Annotated in this window: 18 protein-coding genes and 1 other RNA gene; 9 read left to right on the forward strand and 10 right to left on the reverse strand. The window is 45.2% G+C overall.

Annotated features, from left to right (window positions below; all coding sequences use genetic code 11):
* Window positions 1-77: 77 nt before the first annotated feature.
* The 5 genes from lepA to rpoE all read right to left on the reverse strand — a co-directional run bounded on the left by lepA (window position 78) and on the right by rpoE (window position 4,690).
* Window positions 78-1,871 carry a translation elongation factor 4 gene (gene lepA / locus R7Q38_RS13050; protein ID WP_005380934.1) on the reverse strand — a complete coding sequence of 598 codons (1,794 nt, stop codon included), beginning with the start codon at window positions 1,869-1,871 and terminating at the stop codon, window positions 78-80.
* Window positions 1,872-2,029: 158 nt separating this feature from the next.
* Window positions 2,030-2,500, reverse strand: coding sequence for a SoxR reducing system RseC family protein (locus R7Q38_RS13055; RefSeq protein WP_005384575.1), 471 nt, complete (start codon window positions 2,498-2,500; stop codon window positions 2,030-2,032).
* Between the two features lie 2 nt (window positions 2,501-2,502).
* Window positions 2,503-3,462 carry a sigma-E factor regulatory protein RseB gene (gene rseB / locus R7Q38_RS13060; RefSeq protein WP_005380941.1) on the reverse strand — a complete coding sequence of 320 codons (960 nt, stop codon included), beginning with the start codon at window positions 3,460-3,462 and terminating at the stop codon, window positions 2,503-2,505.
* Complete coding sequence (locus tag R7Q38_RS13065; protein ID WP_213969007.1) at window positions 3,459-4,085, reverse strand: sigma-E factor negative regulatory protein; 627 nt, start codon at window positions 4,083-4,085, stop codon at window positions 3,459-3,461. Before R7Q38_RS13065 ends, rseB begins: the two co-directional genes overlap by 4 nt.
* Window positions 4,086-4,111: 26 nt before the next feature.
* Complete coding sequence (rpoE, locus tag R7Q38_RS13070) at window positions 4,112-4,690, reverse strand: RNA polymerase sigma factor RpoE (protein WP_005380946.1); 579 nt, start codon at window positions 4,688-4,690, stop codon at window positions 4,112-4,114.
* Between the two features lie 547 nt (window positions 4,691-5,237).
* Here rpoE and nadB point away from each other — a divergent pair.
* Entirely contained in the window at window positions 5,238-6,851 is a 1,614-nt protein-coding gene (gene nadB / locus R7Q38_RS13075) for an L-aspartate oxidase (RefSeq protein ID WP_005380947.1), read from the forward strand.
* Between the two features lie 22 nt (window positions 6,852-6,873).
* Here nadB and R7Q38_RS13080 read toward each other — a convergent pair whose 3' ends face one another.
* Together R7Q38_RS13080 and R7Q38_RS13085 are read right to left on the reverse strand one after the other, a co-directional pair.
* A complete protein-coding gene (locus R7Q38_RS13080) occupies window positions 6,874-7,335 on the reverse strand; it encodes a protein YgfX (protein WP_224721353.1) in 462 nt (153 codons plus the stop codon).
* Complete coding sequence (locus tag R7Q38_RS13085) at window positions 7,304-7,564, reverse strand: succinate dehydrogenase assembly factor 2 (RefSeq protein WP_005380951.1); 261 nt, start codon at window positions 7,562-7,564, stop codon at window positions 7,304-7,306. The genes R7Q38_RS13080 and R7Q38_RS13085 overlap by 32 nt, the downstream gene beginning before the upstream one ends.
* A gap of 189 nt (window positions 7,565-7,753) precedes the next feature.
* On the opposite strand from R7Q38_RS13085, the gene ygfZ reads away from it, so the two are divergent.
* The 3 genes from ygfZ (at window position 7,754) to R7Q38_RS13100 (ending at window position 10,034) form a co-directional block, all read left to right on the forward strand.
* On the forward strand, window positions 7,754-8,722 hold the full coding sequence (gene ygfZ / locus R7Q38_RS13090) for a tRNA-modifying protein YgfZ (RefSeq protein WP_054577171.1): 969 nt from the start codon (window positions 7,754-7,756) through the stop codon (window positions 8,720-8,722).
* Window positions 8,715-9,188: an aminoacyl-tRNA deacylase gene (locus R7Q38_RS13095; RefSeq protein WP_213867361.1), complete on the forward strand. Its 474-nt coding sequence runs from the start codon at window positions 8,715-8,717 to the stop codon at window positions 9,186-9,188. Before ygfZ ends, R7Q38_RS13095 begins: the two co-directional genes overlap by 8 nt.
* Before the next feature lie 639 nt (window positions 9,189-9,827).
* A complete protein-coding gene (locus R7Q38_RS13100) occupies window positions 9,828-10,034 on the forward strand; it encodes a DUF1107 domain-containing protein (protein ID WP_005380970.1) in 207 nt (68 codons plus the stop codon).
* Window positions 10,035-10,099: 65 nt separating this feature from the next.
* On the opposite strand, the gene R7Q38_RS13105 is transcribed toward R7Q38_RS13100, so the two are convergent.
* The 3 genes from R7Q38_RS13105 to R7Q38_RS13115 are packed head-to-tail and all read right to left on the reverse strand — an operon-like array spanning window position 10,100 to window position 13,120.
* Window positions 10,100-11,308 carry an FAD-dependent 2-octaprenylphenol hydroxylase gene (locus R7Q38_RS13105; RefSeq protein ID WP_033907445.1) on the reverse strand — a complete coding sequence of 403 codons (1,209 nt, stop codon included), beginning with the start codon at window positions 11,306-11,308 and terminating at the stop codon, window positions 10,100-10,102.
* Window positions 11,309-11,339: 31 nt separating this feature from the next.
* Complete coding sequence (gene ubiH / locus R7Q38_RS13110) at window positions 11,340-12,518, reverse strand: 2-octaprenyl-6-methoxyphenyl hydroxylase (RefSeq protein WP_054575404.1); 1,179 nt, start codon at window positions 12,516-12,518, stop codon at window positions 11,340-11,342.
* Window positions 12,519-12,541: 23 nt separating this feature from the next.
* Window positions 12,542-13,120, reverse strand: coding sequence for a YecA family protein (locus R7Q38_RS13115; protein WP_005380976.1), 579 nt, complete (start codon window positions 13,118-13,120; stop codon window positions 12,542-12,544).
* 249 nt (window positions 13,121-13,369) lie between these two features.
* Here R7Q38_RS13115 and R7Q38_RS13120 point away from each other — a divergent pair, with 249 nt between their 5' ends.
* The 5 genes from R7Q38_RS13120 (at window position 13,370) to serA (ending at window position 16,693) form a co-directional block, all read left to right on the forward strand.
* Window positions 13,370-13,678: a cell division protein ZapA gene (locus R7Q38_RS13120; RefSeq protein WP_005384553.1), complete on the forward strand. Its 309-nt coding sequence runs from the start codon at window positions 13,370-13,372 to the stop codon at window positions 13,676-13,678.
* An 8-nt stretch (window positions 13,679-13,686) separates the two neighbouring features.
* Window positions 13,687-13,871: non-coding RNA, 6S RNA (ssrS, locus tag R7Q38_RS13125), on the forward strand.
* 5 nt (window positions 13,872-13,876) lie between these two features.
* On the forward strand, window positions 13,877-14,476 hold the full coding sequence (locus R7Q38_RS13130; RefSeq protein WP_005384552.1) for a 5-formyltetrahydrofolate cyclo-ligase: 600 nt from the start codon (window positions 13,877-13,879) through the stop codon (window positions 14,474-14,476).
* 53 nt (window positions 14,477-14,529) lie between these two features.
* Window positions 14,530-15,186, forward strand: a complete 657-nt coding sequence (rpiA, locus tag R7Q38_RS13135) for a ribose-5-phosphate isomerase RpiA (RefSeq protein WP_005380982.1) — start codon at window positions 14,530-14,532, stop codon at window positions 15,184-15,186.
* Window positions 15,187-15,460: 274 nt separating this feature from the next.
* Window positions 15,461-16,693 (forward strand): phosphoglycerate dehydrogenase, encoded by a 1,233-nt coding sequence (gene serA, locus R7Q38_RS13140; protein WP_017821632.1) that lies wholly within the window; start codon window positions 15,461-15,463, stop codon window positions 16,691-16,693.
* The last annotated feature ends 40 nt before the right edge of the window (window positions 16,694-16,733 follow it).

A 16,733-nucleotide genomic window follows, 5' to 3' on the forward strand; every position in this document is an offset into this window, starting at 1 on the left:
GTGAAAGAGCCGAAACCCTTTCACTTATTTTAATATCTAACGTCTTAAGACCGACAAGTGTGAGACAAAGTTCAACTTTAGTCTTTACCTACGTGAAGGATGGCTAGGAACGCTTCTTGAGGCAGCTCAACGTTACCGATCTGCTTCATGCGTTTCTTACCTTCTTTCTGTTTCTTCAGAAGTTTCTTCTTACGACTTACATCACCGCCGTAACATTTCGCAATAACGTTCTTACGCAACTGTTTTACAGTTGAACGAGCGATAATGTGGTTACCAATTGCCGCTTGGATTGCGATATCAAACATTTGGCGAGGGATGAATTCTTTCATCTTCTCTACCAACTGACGACCGCGAGTCTGAGACTGATCTTTGTGTGTAATCATCGCCAATGCATCAACAGTATCACCGTTAAGAAGAACGTCTACACGTACCATGTTCGAAGCTTCAAAACGCTGGAAGTTGTAATCCAAAGATGCGTAACCGCGTGATGTTGATTTCAGACGGTCGAAGAAATCCAGTACCACTTCGGCCATTGGAATATCGTAAGTCACAGCGACTTGGTTACCGTGGTAAACCATATCAACTTGACTGCCTCGCTTTTCAACACACAGGGTGATTACGTTACCTAGGTACTCTGAAGGCACAAGGATATTACAACGCGCAATCGGTTCACGAATTTCTTCAATATCATTGATCGCTGGTAGTTTTGCTGGGCTATCAACATACAGCAGATCGCCATCCGTCTTCTCAACTTCGTAAACTACCGTTGGTGCTGTGGTAATAAGATCCAAGTCGTATTCACGCTCTAGACGCTCTTGGATGATTTCCATGTGCAACATGCCAAGGAAACCACAACGGAAACCAAAGCCAAGTGCCGCAGAGTTTTCTGGCTCGTAGAATAGCGATGCGTCGTTTAGGCTTAGTTTGCCTAGTGCGTCACGGAAGTTCTCGTAATCGTCAGAAGATACAGGGAACAGACCTGCGTAAACCTGAGGTTTAACTTTCTTAAAGCCAGGTAGCGGTTTATCACAACCATTCTTCGCTAGAGTCAGCGTATCACCAACAGGGGCGCCAAGAATATCTTTGATACCACAAACAACCCAACCTACTTCACCTGTACGAAGGGTATCGGTATCTACTTGTTTTGGCGTAAAGATACCAAGGCGGTCTACACCCCAAACTTGGCCCGTACTCATCACTTTGATCTTATCGTTCTTCTTCAGTTCGCCGTTTTTAATACGCACTAGAGAAACAACGCCAAGGTAGTTATCAAACCATGAGTCTATGATCAGCGCTTGTAGTGGCGCATCTGGATCACCTTCCGGTGCTGGAATCGCTGACACAATGTTCTCTAGAACGTCATCAACACCGATGCCTGTCTTCGCAGAACAGCGGGTTGCTTCCATTGCATCGATACCAACGATTTCTTCAATTTCTTCCGCTACACGCTCAGGATCAGCTGCAGGTAGGTCAATCTTGTTTAAGATTGGCACAACCTCTAGATCCATTTCGATCGCGGTGTAACAGTTAGCCAGTGTTTGAGCCTCAACACCTTGACCCGCATCCACAACCAATAGCGCACCTTCACAAGCCGCTAGAGAACGTGATACTTCATATGCAAAGTCAACGTGCCCCGGAGTATCGATGAAGTTCAGCTGATACGTCTCACCGTCTTTAGCGGTGTAGTTTAGCGTCACACTCTGAGATTTGATGGTGATGCCACGCTCACGTTCAAGATCCATTGAATCCAGAACCTGTGCGGCCATTTCACGATCGGTTAACCCGCCACAAACTTGGATTAGACGGTCTGATAGGGTCGACTTACCATGGTCGATGTGGGCGATAATCGAAAAGTTACGAATGTGCTTCATAGATTTAGGGTGACTAACTCTTTACAAATAGGGACAGTAAGAAACGCCATCTACTGACGGCATTTCAATCAAGTTGGCAGATTCTACCGAATTTCGTTAACGGGCGCACGTAATTTAAAGTACATACCCAAATAACCTTTAGTGGAGGGGGACAGCACTTACTGGATTGGCTCTCCAAGTACCCGAACGAGGGTAACTTGGCGCTTAGATTCATCTTCTAACGGACGAGAAACACGTTTTGCGATCCACATTCCACCAGCGGCAAACAATACCGATGCCAATATGATGATGCCTTCCCCGCCGGCTGTCAGCGGCGCTAATAGGAAGTGACCAAACATCGCACCGATAATCAAACCAAACAATGGCAGTAAATAAACCGCCATTGCTGATTTTATTAGGCTCGACTCAGGAAAACCAATCTCGACGACTTGACCTATTTTCACCGATTTATCCGTGCGCAGGTGCCAAGATAAACTCTTGTTACCAATGGCTTTAGTAACAACGCCCGTTCCACAGCTTTTCTGTGAAGAGCAACTACTGCAACTGGTCTGCTGTTCGCAACTTAAATCAATTTCGTATTGCTTGCCGCGACGATGCACGTCTGTCACGGTAGCCAACGCGGTCATCATTGTTATTTACTCTTTGTTACATTAAATGTGACAGATTGGGCTATACGCTGTGCTGTGGTCGGTGGAATGTCTCCTACAACAGAGATTTCATGTTGACCGCTCACAAAACTGTGTAGCGTTCTTCTGCCTTGGCGAACCAACTGCCCTTTTAACGAATGCTCATCTTTGTTTGCTACGTAAACAGAGAAGCTAAACAGACCATCAGAATACAGCTGGCTCTCCACCATTTGATTAGTAACGGCCATTCGATAGCGGTTGAGCTCGTTCGGCTCGAAACCCTCAGGGATCCAACCAACCTGCCAATTACTGGTCCCAATATCGCCTTTTGGCATGGTGAGAACAGCAGGTAATTGAACATCTTGCAGGCCACTCATTAACTCTGCGATTTTTGGGTTTACCGTGTAAGAAATAGTGCGATATTGTTCAAGCATCTCACCATCGCGGTCCACAAGGTCGGCACGTAACGGCAATTTACTCTTCTCATCGATCCATAGTACGTATGAATAGCGCAGACCGTCTTTAGGAACAATACGCAGCACTTGTGTTGCCACACCAGCTTCACGAGCTCTACCCACTTTTACATAGTCGTAATACAAGTTTAGCTCATCGATATTGGTGTTGAGCATAGGCATAGTCGGAGCGACCATTTTACCTGACTCGATGGTGAATGGTTCTAAACCCGTTTCGATATAACTTACTTCAGTTCCGCGACGAATCACTTCACGCACAGGGCCACTTAAGTAGACAAGATGAGCATATTGATCGTCACCATGCGTGGCATGACGATACAGCAACGGCTCAATGCTGTTCTTTTTGATAAGGATATAAGAGAGTTCGTAACTTAAATTCTTACTCGCCTCGCTCATTTGATGCAATAAAGCCTCCGCTGGCTTATCACCAGCAAAGGCTTGAGAAGACATCATACTGAACAGAGCGCAAGCGCTGATCAGAAATTTTTTCATTCAATATCCGGATTCAGATTTGCATCTTGTTGAGATGCATCACTGTTAATTCGTAACTGCAATTCGTAGTCTCGCAGCATAGCATGAACACGCTTGCGCTGCTCTTGCATATTTGCCTCGCCTACAGAACGTTCTACAGACTCACGAGTCAAACTCACTGGTTCTGCGCTGCCAGCAAACGGAACCGTCTGCAATACAGGTAATTGATCTGTTTGCGGCGACATTGAATCGCTACCACCGTACTGCTGTACACCTAAAATAACAACAAGCGATACACATGCAGCAACAGCAACTTGACCAAACTGCGTCAACCAACCTGGCAACTGACGTTTTGCTTTTTGCGGTTCTGGTTGCGACTCTTTTGGCGTATCCGCAATTGAGATAACATTTGCACTGTGCGAATCAAACGCACGGTATGCAGGTTCATCTTCTAACGCTAACGCCACGCTTTCAGCAATATTCCACTCAGGTTTTGCTGGCGCTTCACCTCGCATCACATCACCAATCAGGTGATAGTTCTGCCAAGCATCACGGCTCTCTTGGTCTTGCTCTAACTCTTGAATTAAAGCCTTATCGACCAATTCTCCATCCATGAGAGCTGAAAGTTTTTCTTTGTCAGCCATTATTTTCACCATAGTTATTACTTGTACTAGCGTTGCAAAAGAGGTCTGATTTTCTTTTCCACCGCCTCACGAGCACGGAAGATACGCGATCGTACCGTTCCTACCGGGCAATCCATCACTTCTGCAATTTCTTCATAACTCAAGCCGTCGAGCTCTCGTAATGTCATTGCGGTTTTTAAATCTTCAGGTAAAGCTTCGATTGCACTGAACACCACCCGTTGCAATTCTTTGGACAACGTTAAGTTCTCAGGGTTCGATATTTCTTTAAGTGCACTACCTGTTTCGTAAAATTCAGCATCTTCAGCATCGACATCTGTCGCTGGAGGTCTACGCCCTTGAGCAACAATGTGATTTTTCGCAGTATTCACTGCAATGCGATACAGCCACGTATAAAACGCACTTTCCCCACGAAAGCTAGGGATAGCTCGGTAAGCTTTAATAAACGCTTCTTGTGCTACATCTGGTACATCGCCAGGATTACTAACGTATCTGGAAATAAGATTACATACCTTATTCTGGTACTTTGTTACCAACAGGTTGAATGCTTGCTTATCGCCATTCTGAACTCGCTCAATCAATACTTGATCGGTCAGCTGCTCGTTCATTCGAGCGGATACTCCTATTTGTTATGCCCCTACTCTTCTCAGATATGGGTACTAATTATGCAAAACGTAGTATTGACACCACTGCTTACTTGAGCACTATTGTGACCCTAACGTGAATGAGAAAGTTCCATGGTTTCTCAAGTTTTTTGTCATTGTTTTTTCACAGTGTGATGTCTGTACCCAAATGACCACCGCTGCCTGACTTTAGTCTAAGTTTGACAAGCGAGCATCTTGGAGGGAAATGGGTATAATGAATGATCTCTGTCCCAGATTGTGCTGGGTCGAGCATGGAAAAGCAATGGCATTGACAAACTATTACTTTTCATTTGCATGGCTAATGGCTATCTGAACACCGCGTTACAAATTAGGAAGCATGCTCATGCTCTGCATGAAAAAGAAGAGTGGCTCAGTCACCGCCGTAACACGGACGTCGATAGGTCTCCCAACTTAGCCCTTAGCGACAGATGTCGCGATAATGGAATGCACATGGTGTGCAAATAATACACAAGGTAACTTTGTTACCTTAGCTTGGGATTATAAAAGTTATATGAACACAAATCGTGAACATGAGTGTGATGTATTAGTGGTAGGGAGTGGCGCGGCAGGTTTGTCGTTGGCTTTGCGCGTTGCTAACCACTGTAAGGTGATGGTGCTGAGTAAAGGACCACGCAGCGAAGGGGCGACATACTATGCTCAAGGCGGTATCGCTGCCGTATTTGATGAGTCAGACACCATTGATTCACACGTTGAAGACACGCAAATCGCCGGGGATGGTATTTGCGATGAGGAGACCGTAAGGTTCATTGCTGAGCATTCAAAAGAGTGCGTACAGTGGTTGATTGACGGTGGTGTCCCATTTGATCGTGAAGAAGATGACTCTGACGATGAACCTCGCTACCACTTAACTCGTGAAGGTGGTCATAGCCGTCGTCGTATTCTTCACGCGGCAGATGCGACAGGTATGGCGATGCAAACCTCCCTGCAAGATAACGCTCATAACCATCCAAACATTCATGTTCTCGAACGTCACAATGCTCTGGACTTAATCACCGAAGACAAAATTGGCGGTGATAAAAACAAAGTTATCGGTGCTTATATTTGGAACCGCAACGAAGAGCATGTCGAAACCGTGCGAGCCAAATTTGTGGTTCTCGCTACAGGTGGTGCTTCAAAGGTTTATCAATACACCTCTAACCCAGATGTGTCGTCTGGTGATGGTATTGCGATTGCTTGGCGTGCAGGGTGTCGTGTGGCGAATATGGAATTTAACCAGTTCCATCCGACGTGTTTATATCACCCAGAAGCACGTAACTTCTTGCTGACTGAAGCGTTGCGTGGCGAAGGTGCTTACCTGCGTCGTCCAGATGGCTCTCGCTTTATGCCAGATTTCGATGAACGTAAAGAGCTTGCTCCGCGTGACGTGGTGGCTCGTGCTATCGACTTCGAAATGAAGCGTTTAGGCGCCGACTGTATGTATCTCGACATCAGTCATAAGCCTGCTGACTTTATTACGAAACACTTCCCAACCATTTATTCACGTTTGATGGACTTGGGCATTGACATGACTAAAGAGCCAATCCCAATCGTACCTGCTGCACACTACACTTGTGGCGGTGTCATGGTGGATAGAAATGGCTGCACCGATCTGAAAAATTTGTATGCGATTGGTGAAGTTAGCTACACCGGGCTGCACGGTGCTAACCGCATGGCATCAAACTCACTTCTCGAATGCGTGGTTTATGCTTGGTCTGCGGCAAAAGATATTCTAAAACATCACACTAACGTTGAGCTACCCTCACAGGTGCCATGTTGGGATGAAAGCAAAGTAACCAATAGTGATGAAGAAGTGATCATTCAGCACAACTGGCACGAGCTTCGTCTGTTTATGTGGGACTACATGGGCATTGTGCGAACTGACAAGCGTTTAGAGCGCGCCTTACGCCGTATCCAACTGTTGCAACAAGAAACACACGAGTACTACAGCAATTTCCGTGTGTCGAACAACTTATTAGAACTGCGTAACCTTTTACAAGTCGCAGAGTTGATGGTTCGTTGTGCGATGCAGCGTAAAGAGAGTCGAGGTTTGCACTACACGCTTGATTATCCGAACCAACTGGAAAACAGCGGACCAACGATTTTGGTTCCAGCTAAACAGCTTTAACTCTACCGAGTCAACTATTACATCAGCAGGGAGCATTAGCTCCCTGTTTCATTTCCCATTGGCGTAATACCAAAGATAATTGACGATACTGCTCATCGTCACAGCTATCACGCCAAATCGTAACACTACGGCCAGATTGCAATTGGAATGTTATCTTGAATGGTGATGCCGATGTATCGACTCGCTGTAAATGACCCTTTTCGGACTCAATATCTTCCGAGTATTCGCCATACTCAAGGGCATCAAACCTAACCGAGCCATCGCAGTGCACATACCAATGCCCATGACTTGTAGGTTGAACAAGGCCTTGGCTTGAGAGAGCCTTAACAATCAGTAATAACAAATAAGTCGATAATACGAGCGGAATGCTAGAGAGGATAACAGCCCAAGTCATCAATAAGAAAAGTACAACATTGAGGACTCGGGCAGTCAGAGAGGGAGAAGCAGTAAAATTAACGAACTTTGCTGAGGTTATGGGCGACAATTTTATCAACCATTGCTGCATGACCTAAATTTTCGCTACGGCCATGCCCCATTACCCAAGTAAACAGATCAGGATCATCGCATTCAAGTAAAGAAACAAAGTCACGCTGCTCTTGTTCACTCAGAGTATCAAAGCACTCTTCAAAAAACGGCATAATTACTACGTCAAGCTCAAGCATGCCTCGACGACAAGCCCATTTAATACGCGCTTTTTCTTCCGGAGTGTACATTCACTATTCCTTCATAGATGTCTTGTTGTTAGTGCGGAGTGTAACAAGGGATGTGCTACGTCACTAGTGTGCGGGTCACAATACGATAGTGAAAGCAGACAAATGTTGATTCGTAAATCGCTCCCCTAGTATCTCAAGGTTATTTGGGTATAACATAGCGGAAAAATATCTTCAAAAGGCATTGTAATTATGGAATGGCAAACTCGTTTTTCAGCATTACCTCTCTCAACTCAAGACGCACTTCCAGAGTTATCTATCTCACTGCTGGATAACTTCGGCATGATCACCATGATCGGTGACGATAAAAAATCATACTTACAAGGTCAGGTTACCTGCGATGTTGTTTCTTTAGAACAAGACCAATCAACACTGGGCGCACATTGTGATGCAAAAGGCAAAGTGTGGAGCGTGTTCCGCCTTTTCCATCATCATGATGGCTACGGCATGATCCAACCAAAATCGGCGATTGACGTAGAACTTAATGAAATAAAGAAATACGCCATTTTCTCTAAAGTAACGATTGAAGCTTCTGATGACGTTATCTTAGGTGTTGCTGGCGTCAAAGCCGACGAATTCATTTCAACAATGAGCAAGACAACTGGCAGCGTTCGCCCAGTTGACGGTGGCACAGCAGTGCAAGTTGCACAAGATCGCTGGTTACTGATATTAAGTGCGCCAGAAGCACAGCAAATCGTTGAAACTACCGACGCTGTCTTTACGACAAATGAGCTTTGGAATCGTTTCGATATTGAGGCAGGTCTACCATTTGTCTCTGCATCCGCGCAGAATGCTCACATTCCACAAGCACTTAACGTGCAAGCTTTAGGAGGCATAAGCTTCACAAAGGGCTGCTACACGGGACAAGAAACGGTAGCACGAGCGAAGTATCGCGGTACCAATAAACGTGCGATGTATATCGTAAAAGGTGCAACTTCTGCTCCATTCAGTGACGAACCAATTGAGCTCGAACGCAGCGTAGGTGAAAACTGGCGTTCAGTAGGTGCTTTGTTAAATCACTACCAGTTCAGTGACAATCACGCGATTGGCCTGATCGTACTGCCTAATAATCTCGATGAAGACACTCGTCTTCGTTTGGTTGCGCAACCAGAATGTGAATGGACAATCGAATCACTGCCTTACAGTCTTGATGATGAGTAATACAATCAATACTCCTTTGATGCAATTTCTCACAGACCAACACATTCCGTTTCGTCTGTTACCGCATCAAAGACCAGCAACCACCATTGAGGATGCCGCGCACCAACGCGGCATTCGCCCTTCTCAAATGGTGAAAGCAATCTTGCTACGAGACATGGGTGATCAATATGCACTCGCCTGTGCGCCAGGTGATCGTAGCGTTGATCCCAAAAAAGTGCGCTCGTTACTGAAATGTCGCCGGATGACTTGTGTTGATCAAGCCGACGTTGAGTCCATCACTGGTTACAAAGTTGGTACTGTCACTCCTCTGTTACTCAAACGTCATATGCCAATCGTGTTCGACCCCAGCTTACTAGAAGAACAGGAAGTCACGATCAGCAGTGGCGATCGAATGGCTGGGCTGGCGCTTTCTATTCAAGATCTTATCCAATTGTGCCAGCCTACCGTAGCTGAGATCTGTCGTTAATCGTCTAAAAACAATGTAATGACACGTAGTGTTTCTATCACTGCGTGATCTCGCTCATATCTACAAAAATAGACATGAGAATTTTTAATCACATATAAAACATAAATAGTCACAAAGATAAAACTCGTATATGCTGAATTTGTTGGTTAAGTTTCAAACAAGCACTTAACCAATATAAAGTGAGTCAGCTAGCTGAGTGACAGCATTCATGCAGTTAGTTATCCACTTTTGTGTAATGCATCTGTGACTATTCGCCCGCTGAAGCGGGCTTTTTTTTACGTGGAACTTTTTCTCTTTCATTTCCTCTAATCGTTAGAACGTAAAGTGTGTTACGCGAAGCACGACCTTAATAGAAACAACTAGCAAACAACCGTTTTCGTTCTATTCTTAATTCTGTAACAAAACTATTGCTTAATGCGTCACGTAAAAAGGAGTGTATTGGCGTAAGGGTTCCTTTAGAGAGGTTATTTTTGGGGTAATCCTCACGCTATTTAAGAGATGACACTGTCAAATTGTCTAAGACAACACAATTCTCTGACGCAACACCCTACATCTGTATTTAATACTATTGCTGTCACAATAATTTTCGCGTCCAGAACGTAGAATACCTAGGCTAGGTTAGATAAAAGGAAAGTAAATATGAGACTGTTTAAGCGCTATACACCAAGTATGATTGCTAAACATATAAGTCGTCTTTTTAAAGGAAGAATTTATATTTACGGGGTCGGTAGATTCGAGTTTGATAACGGTAAGTTAATACTGCCGGAGAAAGCAGAGCAACGCCATTTCCGAGCGGTCAAAGAGATCAATCAAGAAATAATGAAACTCCGATGCGCATATGCTTAGCAAAATGTTGATAAAACAAAGGCTGGATTAACCAGCCTTTTGTGTATTTGAAGTTTGCTTTGCACTTACTGACGCGCCAGATCCGGCAAGTGTCCCTTTAAACCAAGCGCGCGCTTCATGATCTCATCTTTCGCTCCCGGCAGTTGCCCCGCTAAACTTAAACCAATGCCACGAACGAGCTTCTTAGCAGGGTTCTCGCCAGAGAACAAATCTCGAAACCCTTGCATAGTAGCGATCATCTTTGCCGCTTCCGCTTTTCGCCAACGCTCGTAGCTTCTTAGGTTGCGTTTACTGCCGATATCTTGACCCTGCTTCCAAAGTGCTAATACCTCTTGAGCAAGACTGGCCGCATCTAATAAACCTAAATTCACACCCTGCCCCGCTAATGGGTGAATGGTATGGGCCGCATCACCAACCAGCGCGACTCGCTCGACAACAAAATCTCGCGCATAGCGCATTTTCAAAGGAAACGCAGCACGCTCTCCCACTACTTCACATAGACCAAGTCGAGCATCAAACTCACTCGTCAACGCTTTATTGAAATCATGTTCACTCATTGCCACTAACTGCTCTGCTCGATTTGGCTCCGTGGACCAAACAATAGAGCACATATCTGGTTGCGACATTGGCAAAAATGCCAACGGTCCGTGAGGAGTAAATATCTGGCGCGCAATGCTGTTGTGTGGCATAGCAGTTTTGACATTCGCGACCAAAGCATGATGACCATAGTCCCAATGCGTTAATGGAATATCCATTTGATGGCGAAGCCACGAATTCGCCCCATCGGCTCCGACCACTAATTTAGCGGTCATGGCTTGGCCATTATCGAGCGTCAGCCAGCTTTCTTGCTCACCGACCGCGAGAGTCGCGCAACGTGCAGGCATAAACATCGTGACGTTATCGAGCTTTTGGACTTGTTCAAGCAGTGCAAGTTGAATCACACGATTCTCAACAATATGTCCTAAATCAGGTTGTGCCATACTTTGTGCATTAAATTCAATGCTGGCAAAGCTATCTTGTTCCCATACTTCCATGCCATGGTAAGGCGAAGCTCGGCGCTGTTCTATGCCCTGCCAAGCACCAAGTTTACGCAAAATCGTCTCACTAGAGCGGCTCAGCGCAGACACACGAACATCGGGCAATTCTTTCAACGAATCATCTGGCACTTTACCTTCAATAACGGCGACACGCAGATCACTGTCTTTGAACGCGGCAGCAAGTGCCAACCCAACCATCCCTCCGCCGATGATGGCGATATCTACACTTTGCATCATTGCTTTTTATTACCTAATTCAGTGCGGCCGTTCATCGTTTTACCAAGCCAAGTGTATGGCGTAGTAGCGGCTGCTTAAAAATAGAAAGGTTATCCATCGCTGCTAAGGCAGTATTTCGGCCAATTCGCATCGCGGGTAAATCATTTGAAAAAACATGCACCAAGGCACTGGTTAGCCAAATAGTTTCGCTTCGATCTGTTTCTCTACGTTGACTAAAGCGCATCAGGCCTTGATAAAGACCCACATCCTCACTTTGCTGCACAATTTCTTCTGCTAGTGAGACTACATCGCGAATACCGAGATTAAAGCCTTGTCCAGCTATCGGGTGCAGCGTTTGCGCCGCATTTCCAACAATCGCAAAGCGATGTGAAATATTTTGCTTTCGATGGCGAAGAAGCAATGGGTAACTTGCACGGCGCCCCACTTTTTTCATCGCGCCTAAACGCCAACCAAAATCGTTCTGTAAACGCTGGAGAAATGCTTGATCAGATAACTCAAGAACGGCTTGGGCTTCTTCAGGGTGCAAACACCAAACTAAGGACATTCGATTGTCACTCATTGGCAATAAAGCAACAGGGCCATTTTCAGTAAAACGTTCAAAGGCTCTACCTTGATGAGATTCTTGAGTCACAATATTGGCAATGACAGCCACTTGTTCAAAATCTTGCTCAGAAAGTTCTAGACCAATTTTCTGACAACAGGTCGAAACAGCACCATCTGCAGCCACCAACAGTTTTGCTTCAAGTTGCTCACCACTTTTCAACGTCACATGGGTACAGTTTTGCTCGCGCTCGATATCAGTAACCGAGTCAGGACAAAACAGCGTAATTGATTCGCTGCTGTCTAATAATTCTTGATATACACGCCCAACATCGGCTAATTCTACAACATACCCTAGAGCTCCCACCCCAACCTCTTGCTTGGTAATCTCCGTCATCCCAGCATGAGAACGGTCAGAAACGTGGATATGTTCAATGGGGGTGACAAACGGTTCTACTGACGTCCAGAGCTGTAGTTGACGCAACAGATTGACAGTACCGTAAGACAATGCGATTGAGCGAGAGTCAAAACCAGGGTGCATATCTGATTGTGCTTTAAAAGGCTCAACGACGGCAATGCGGAGCTTTCCCTGAGACAAATGGTCAATCGCCAATGCTAACGTTGCACCAGCCATGGCACCACCAGCAATGACTACATCATATTGCTTCATACTAACCTCTGGACGGTCTACGATTAGTGAATAGTAGGTTTTTTGTCGCTGCTTTCAGGACGAACACCAAATTCAGCATGAATCGTTAGTACGCAAGCTTTGATGTGCTCAATCACTTGCTCTAGCAATTGCGCTTGTTCACCAAGATCGTCATCTTCATCAATGCCTAATTTGGCAATCTCTTCTAGATCAGCCAGTGCTTCTTTAGCGTCATCAGATGCTTTGTTAAGCGCAACGCCTGCTAGACCTAGCCCAGAAATAAAGTGGTTTACAAAGTCGGACACACTGTCGGCTAATGCGAATAAGCCTTCTTCGCCCGGCTCATCTGGCAATAGTAAAGACAGCTCCATTGATGTGCCAGTAAGCTCATTAACAGTAACGTTGAATATGCTCTGAGCAAAAGTGAGTGCTGTCGAGGGCCACCCCATCCCATCATTGGTGTAGTCAAAAAGAATCGGCTGCCAAGTTTGATCATTGATCGCCAATCCACCACTTAACATGCCAACAAATAAGCCATGTAACTCCGCCGGTGTCACAGCCAGGCTTGCCGATTGCAGTTCAGCAGCAATAGATTGGTATTCAGGAAGGGTGATTTCACTCATAACTTGGCTCATTCTTGCGTAATAATGTATTGGTATATCCTACCATCAAGGTTAGTGGTCTGAAACGGCTATCAAATTCAATTTTGGACAGCATTTGTTCAATTTGCCCAATTCCTGTGTGATCTCGTCATCATTTCTCTTTCTGTGATGGGAAATGCTTGAATCTTAATAGCGGTTTTCCTATAGTTTGCTCCTCGGTAGTTGTATGAAGCAACACCTTAGATAGCGCGAATATAGAGTTTATTCATCATGAGCAATCAAGCGATCGACGTTGAAATATTAGGCAAACTTACACGTGTGAATTGTCCGACAGGACAAGAAGAGTCTCTTGTTGCAGCGGCAAAAGATCTGGATCGCCGATTGAAAGAAATGAGCGAACGTACTAAGGTAACCAATGAAATCCAACTGCTGACCTTTGCTGCATTGAATATTTGCTATGAGTTGCACACCAAGTCATACGAATCCAATGGTCAACAGCAAGAAATTACTGAGCGAATGGAAAAGCTCACCGCGTCTTTAGAGAACGCACTAAGCAAAGTTACGCAAGGACAGCAGTAAATACAAAATTTACCCTGGGGTGTGCGTCAGCAGGATTTAAGTCCCTGAGCCGATAAGCAATACCTAAGGGTTAGTATTTGGTAACTATTGAGCAAGCTCGGCATGCACCGAGAAGCCTACGGTTGTCATTGCTGATCCGCCTTGAACCAGCTGGTTCAAGGGCCACAATCCTCAACGGCACCCTGGGGTATTCTCTCTATGTCAGACCTCTCTCGACAAGACTTCCGCAAACTGATTCGTGAAAAGCGCAACGCTCTGTGCAGTGATACACAATACCAAGCGGGAATCGACCTTATTACTCAATTTTCCCAACTTCCTGAAATCGATCAGGCGCAACATATTGCCATCTACCTTTCTGCAGACGGTGAGCTTGATACTAAACCGCTCATTGAATGGTTATGGCAACAGGGAAAATCGGTTTATCTGCCCGTCATCCATCCCTTTTCTAAAGGTCAGTTACTGTTTCTTCAGTATATAAGTGATGAACAGCTCGTCTACAACAAGTACGGCATCTTAGAGCCCAAGCTCGATATCAGACACCTCAAACCCGTTCGCCAGCTTGATTTAATCTGCACGCCTTTAGTTGGGTTCGACAGTATCGGACACCGCTTAGGCATGGGCGGAGGGTACTACGATCGTACTCTGTCACGTTGGTTTATAACTGGAGAGGGTGCTAAACCTGTCGGTATCGCTCATGACTGCCAACATGTAGAACGCTTACCAATTGAAAGCTGGGATATTCCATTACCTAAGATCGTGACCCCAAGCCAAATATGGCAATGGGAAAGTGACAAGTAAGCCGCTATAATCACGCCCGCAAACGTTAACGAACATCTATTCAGGAGATTGGCATGACTCAAGATGAAATGAAAAAAGCGGCTGGTTGGGCAGCACTAAAATATGTTGAGAAAGGCAGCATTGTCGGTGTTGGTACTGGCTCTACCGTGAATCACTTCATCGATGCACTAGGCACTATCAAAGATGATATTAAAGGTGCAGTGTCTAGCTCTGTCGCTTCAACTGAGCGCCTTAAAGAGCTTGGTATTGAAGTATACGAGTGCAACGATGTAATGAAGCTGGATGTGTATGTTGATGGCGCAGATGAGATCAACCCAGCACGTGAAATGATCAAAGGCGGCGGCGCGGCTCTGACTCGTGAGAAAATTGTCGCAGCAATCTCTGATAAGTTCGTATGTATCGTTGACGGCACTAAAGCAGTTGACGTACTTGGCCAGTTCCCATTGCCTGTTGAAGTAATCCCAATGGCACGCTCTTACGTGGCTCGTGAATTGGTAAAACTAGGTGGTGATCCAGCTTACCGTGAAGGCGTTGTGACTGACAACGGCAACGTGATTCTGGATGTGCACAATATGCAAATTACCAACCCGAAAGAAATGGAAGACAAAATAAACGGCATCGCTGGTGTGGTGACTGTGGGTCTTTTCGCTCATCGTGGTGCAGACGTAGTGATCACTGGCACACCAGAAGGTGCAAAAATTGAAGAATAAGTAACAGCCCAAAATGAACCTATCTGGTTCACTTTTCTGTTATTTCATTACATACGGTGCTGCAAGGCACCGTTTTTTATTCCTTTCTATAAGAAAATTATCTCTTATTCCGTAATTTTCTTACCCAAAGCAATTTTTTTTTGTTACTTTATTGAACAGAAGACGCACAGGGAAACGTTTTTCTTCCTACAAAACTGTTAATTATCCCCTTTTTAATAGTTTTGCCCAATGTGCGCCACATTAGCCCACCTTTCCATTTTAAGGACGAGAAAAAATGGCCAAAGTTTCACTGGAAAAAGAAAAGATTAAGATCCTCTTGTTAGAGGGACTCCACCCTTCTTCAGTTGAAGTTCTTCAAGCAGCTGGTTATACCAACATTGAATACCATAAAGGTTCCCTTCCGGAAGAAGAACTAATTGAAGCGGTAAAAGACGTGCACTTCATTGGTATCCGCTCCCGTACGAACCTATCCGAAGAGGTAATCAATGCGGCGAACAAGCTGGTTGCAATTGGCTGTTTTTGTATTGGTACTAACCAAGTAAACCTAGATGCAGCAGCAAAACGCGGTATTCCTGTCTTTAATGCACCATTCTCTAACACTCGAAGCGTGGCAGAGCTTGTACTTGGGCAAATCCTTTTACTAGTGCGTGGTATTCCTGAAAAGAATGCACTTGCACATCGCGGTATTTGGAAGAAAAGTGCAGACAACTCTTACGAAGCTCGTGGTAAGTGCCTTGGCATTATCGGATACGGTCACATTGGTACGCAGCTTGGTATTATTGCCGAAAACTTAGGTATGCGCGTTTACTACTACGATATTGAGAACAAACTGTCCCTTGGTAATGCGACGCAAGTACATACCATGAGTGAACTATTGAACAAATGTGATGTGATTTCTTTGCACGTTCCCGAAACACCGGAAACGAAAAACATGATGGGTGAAGCTGAATTTGCTCGAATGAAACCAGGTTCCATCTTTATCAACGCGGCACGTGGCACCGTTGTGGATATTCCTGCACTTTGCCATAGCTTAGAAGCTGGTCACCTTGCCGGCGCTGCAATTGATGTATTCCCAACTGAACCAAAAACAAATGCTGACCCGTTCGAGTCTCCTTTACAAAAATTCGATAACGTCATTCTCACTCCACACGTTGGTGGTTCAACGCAAGAAGCACAAGAGAATATCGGCTTAGAAGTGGCGGGCAAACTGGCTAAGTACTCTGATAACGGATCGACACTTTCAAGCGTAAACTTCCCTGAAGTGTCATTGCCAGAACACAGTGGTGAGTGCTCTCGTCTGCTTCATATCCACAAGAACCGTCCTGGTATCCTAACTCAGATCAACACCATCTTTGCTGAAGAAGGCATTAACATTGCCGCGCAGTACCTACAAACAGCCGCTGAAATAGGCTACGTAGTGATCGACGTTGAAACTGAACGAGCAGAAGAAGCTCTAACAAAGCTCAAAAACATTGAAGGCACAATCCGTGCTCGTATCCTTCACTAAACAGTGAAACAGAAACGACAAAGGCAGGGGTTATGACTCC

Source organism: Vibrio sp. Vb0598, from assembly GCF_033338935.1.
Lineage (GTDB): Bacteria > Pseudomonadota > Gammaproteobacteria > Enterobacterales > Vibrionaceae > Vibrio > Vibrio alginolyticus.

What these genes read in the sequence shown, in the direction of transcription:
- rpoE (WP_005380946.1), bottom strand. Translation starts at nt 4,690, where the DNA reads ATGAACGAGCAGCTGACCGATCAAGTATTGATTGAGCGAGTTCAGAAT.
- R7Q38_RS13115 (WP_005380976.1), bottom strand. Translation starts at nt 13,120, where the DNA reads ATGAGTGAAATCACCCTTCCTGAATACCAATCTATTGCTGCTGAACTG.
- R7Q38_RS13055 (WP_005384575.1), bottom strand. Translation starts at nt 2,500, where the DNA reads ATGATGACCGCGTTGGCTACCGTGACAGACGTGCATCGTCGCGGCAAG.
- R7Q38_RS13085 (WP_005380951.1), bottom strand. Translation starts at nt 7,564, where the DNA reads ATGTACACTCCGGAAGAAAAAGCGCGTATTAAATGGGCTTGTCGTCGA.
- rseB (WP_005380941.1), bottom strand. Translation starts at nt 3,462, where the DNA reads ATGAAAAAATTTCTGATCAGCGCTTGCGCTCTGTTCAGTATGATGTCT.
- serA (WP_017821632.1), top strand. Translation starts at nt 15,461, where the DNA reads ATGGCCAAAGTTTCACTGGAAAAAGAAAAGATTAAGATCCTCTTGTTA.
- rpiA (WP_005380982.1), top strand. Translation starts at nt 14,530, where the DNA reads ATGACTCAAGATGAAATGAAAAAAGCGGCTGGTTGGGCAGCACTAAAA.
- R7Q38_RS13100 (WP_005380970.1), top strand. Translation starts at nt 9,828, where the DNA reads ATGAGACTGTTTAAGCGCTATACACCAAGTATGATTGCTAAACATATA.
- R7Q38_RS13120 (WP_005384553.1), top strand. Translation starts at nt 13,370, where the DNA reads ATGAGCAATCAAGCGATCGACGTTGAAATATTAGGCAAACTTACACGT.
- ygfZ (WP_054577171.1), top strand. Translation starts at nt 7,754, where the DNA reads ATGGAATGGCAAACTCGTTTTTCAGCATTACCTCTCTCAACTCAAGAC.
- R7Q38_RS13105 (WP_033907445.1), bottom strand. Translation starts at nt 11,308, where the DNA reads ATGATGCAAAGTGTAGATATCGCCATCATCGGCGGAGGGATGGTTGGG.
- ubiH (WP_054575404.1), bottom strand. Translation starts at nt 12,518, where the DNA reads ATGAAGCAATATGATGTAGTCATTGCTGGTGGTGCCATGGCTGGTGCA.
- lepA (WP_005380934.1), bottom strand. Translation starts at nt 1,871, where the DNA reads ATGAAGCACATTCGTAACTTTTCGATTATCGCCCACATCGACCATGGT.
- nadB (WP_005380947.1), top strand. Translation starts at nt 5,238, where the DNA reads ATGAACACAAATCGTGAACATGAGTGTGATGTATTAGTGGTAGGGAGT.
- R7Q38_RS13130 (WP_005384552.1), top strand. Translation starts at nt 13,877, where the DNA reads ATGTCAGACCTCTCTCGACAAGACTTCCGCAAACTGATTCGTGAAAAG.
- R7Q38_RS13095 (WP_213867361.1), top strand. Translation starts at nt 8,715, where the DNA reads ATGAGTAATACAATCAATACTCCTTTGATGCAATTTCTCACAGACCAA.
- R7Q38_RS13065 (WP_213969007.1), bottom strand. Translation starts at nt 4,085, where the DNA reads ATGGCTGACAAAGAAAAACTTTCAGCTCTCATGGATGGAGAATTGGTC.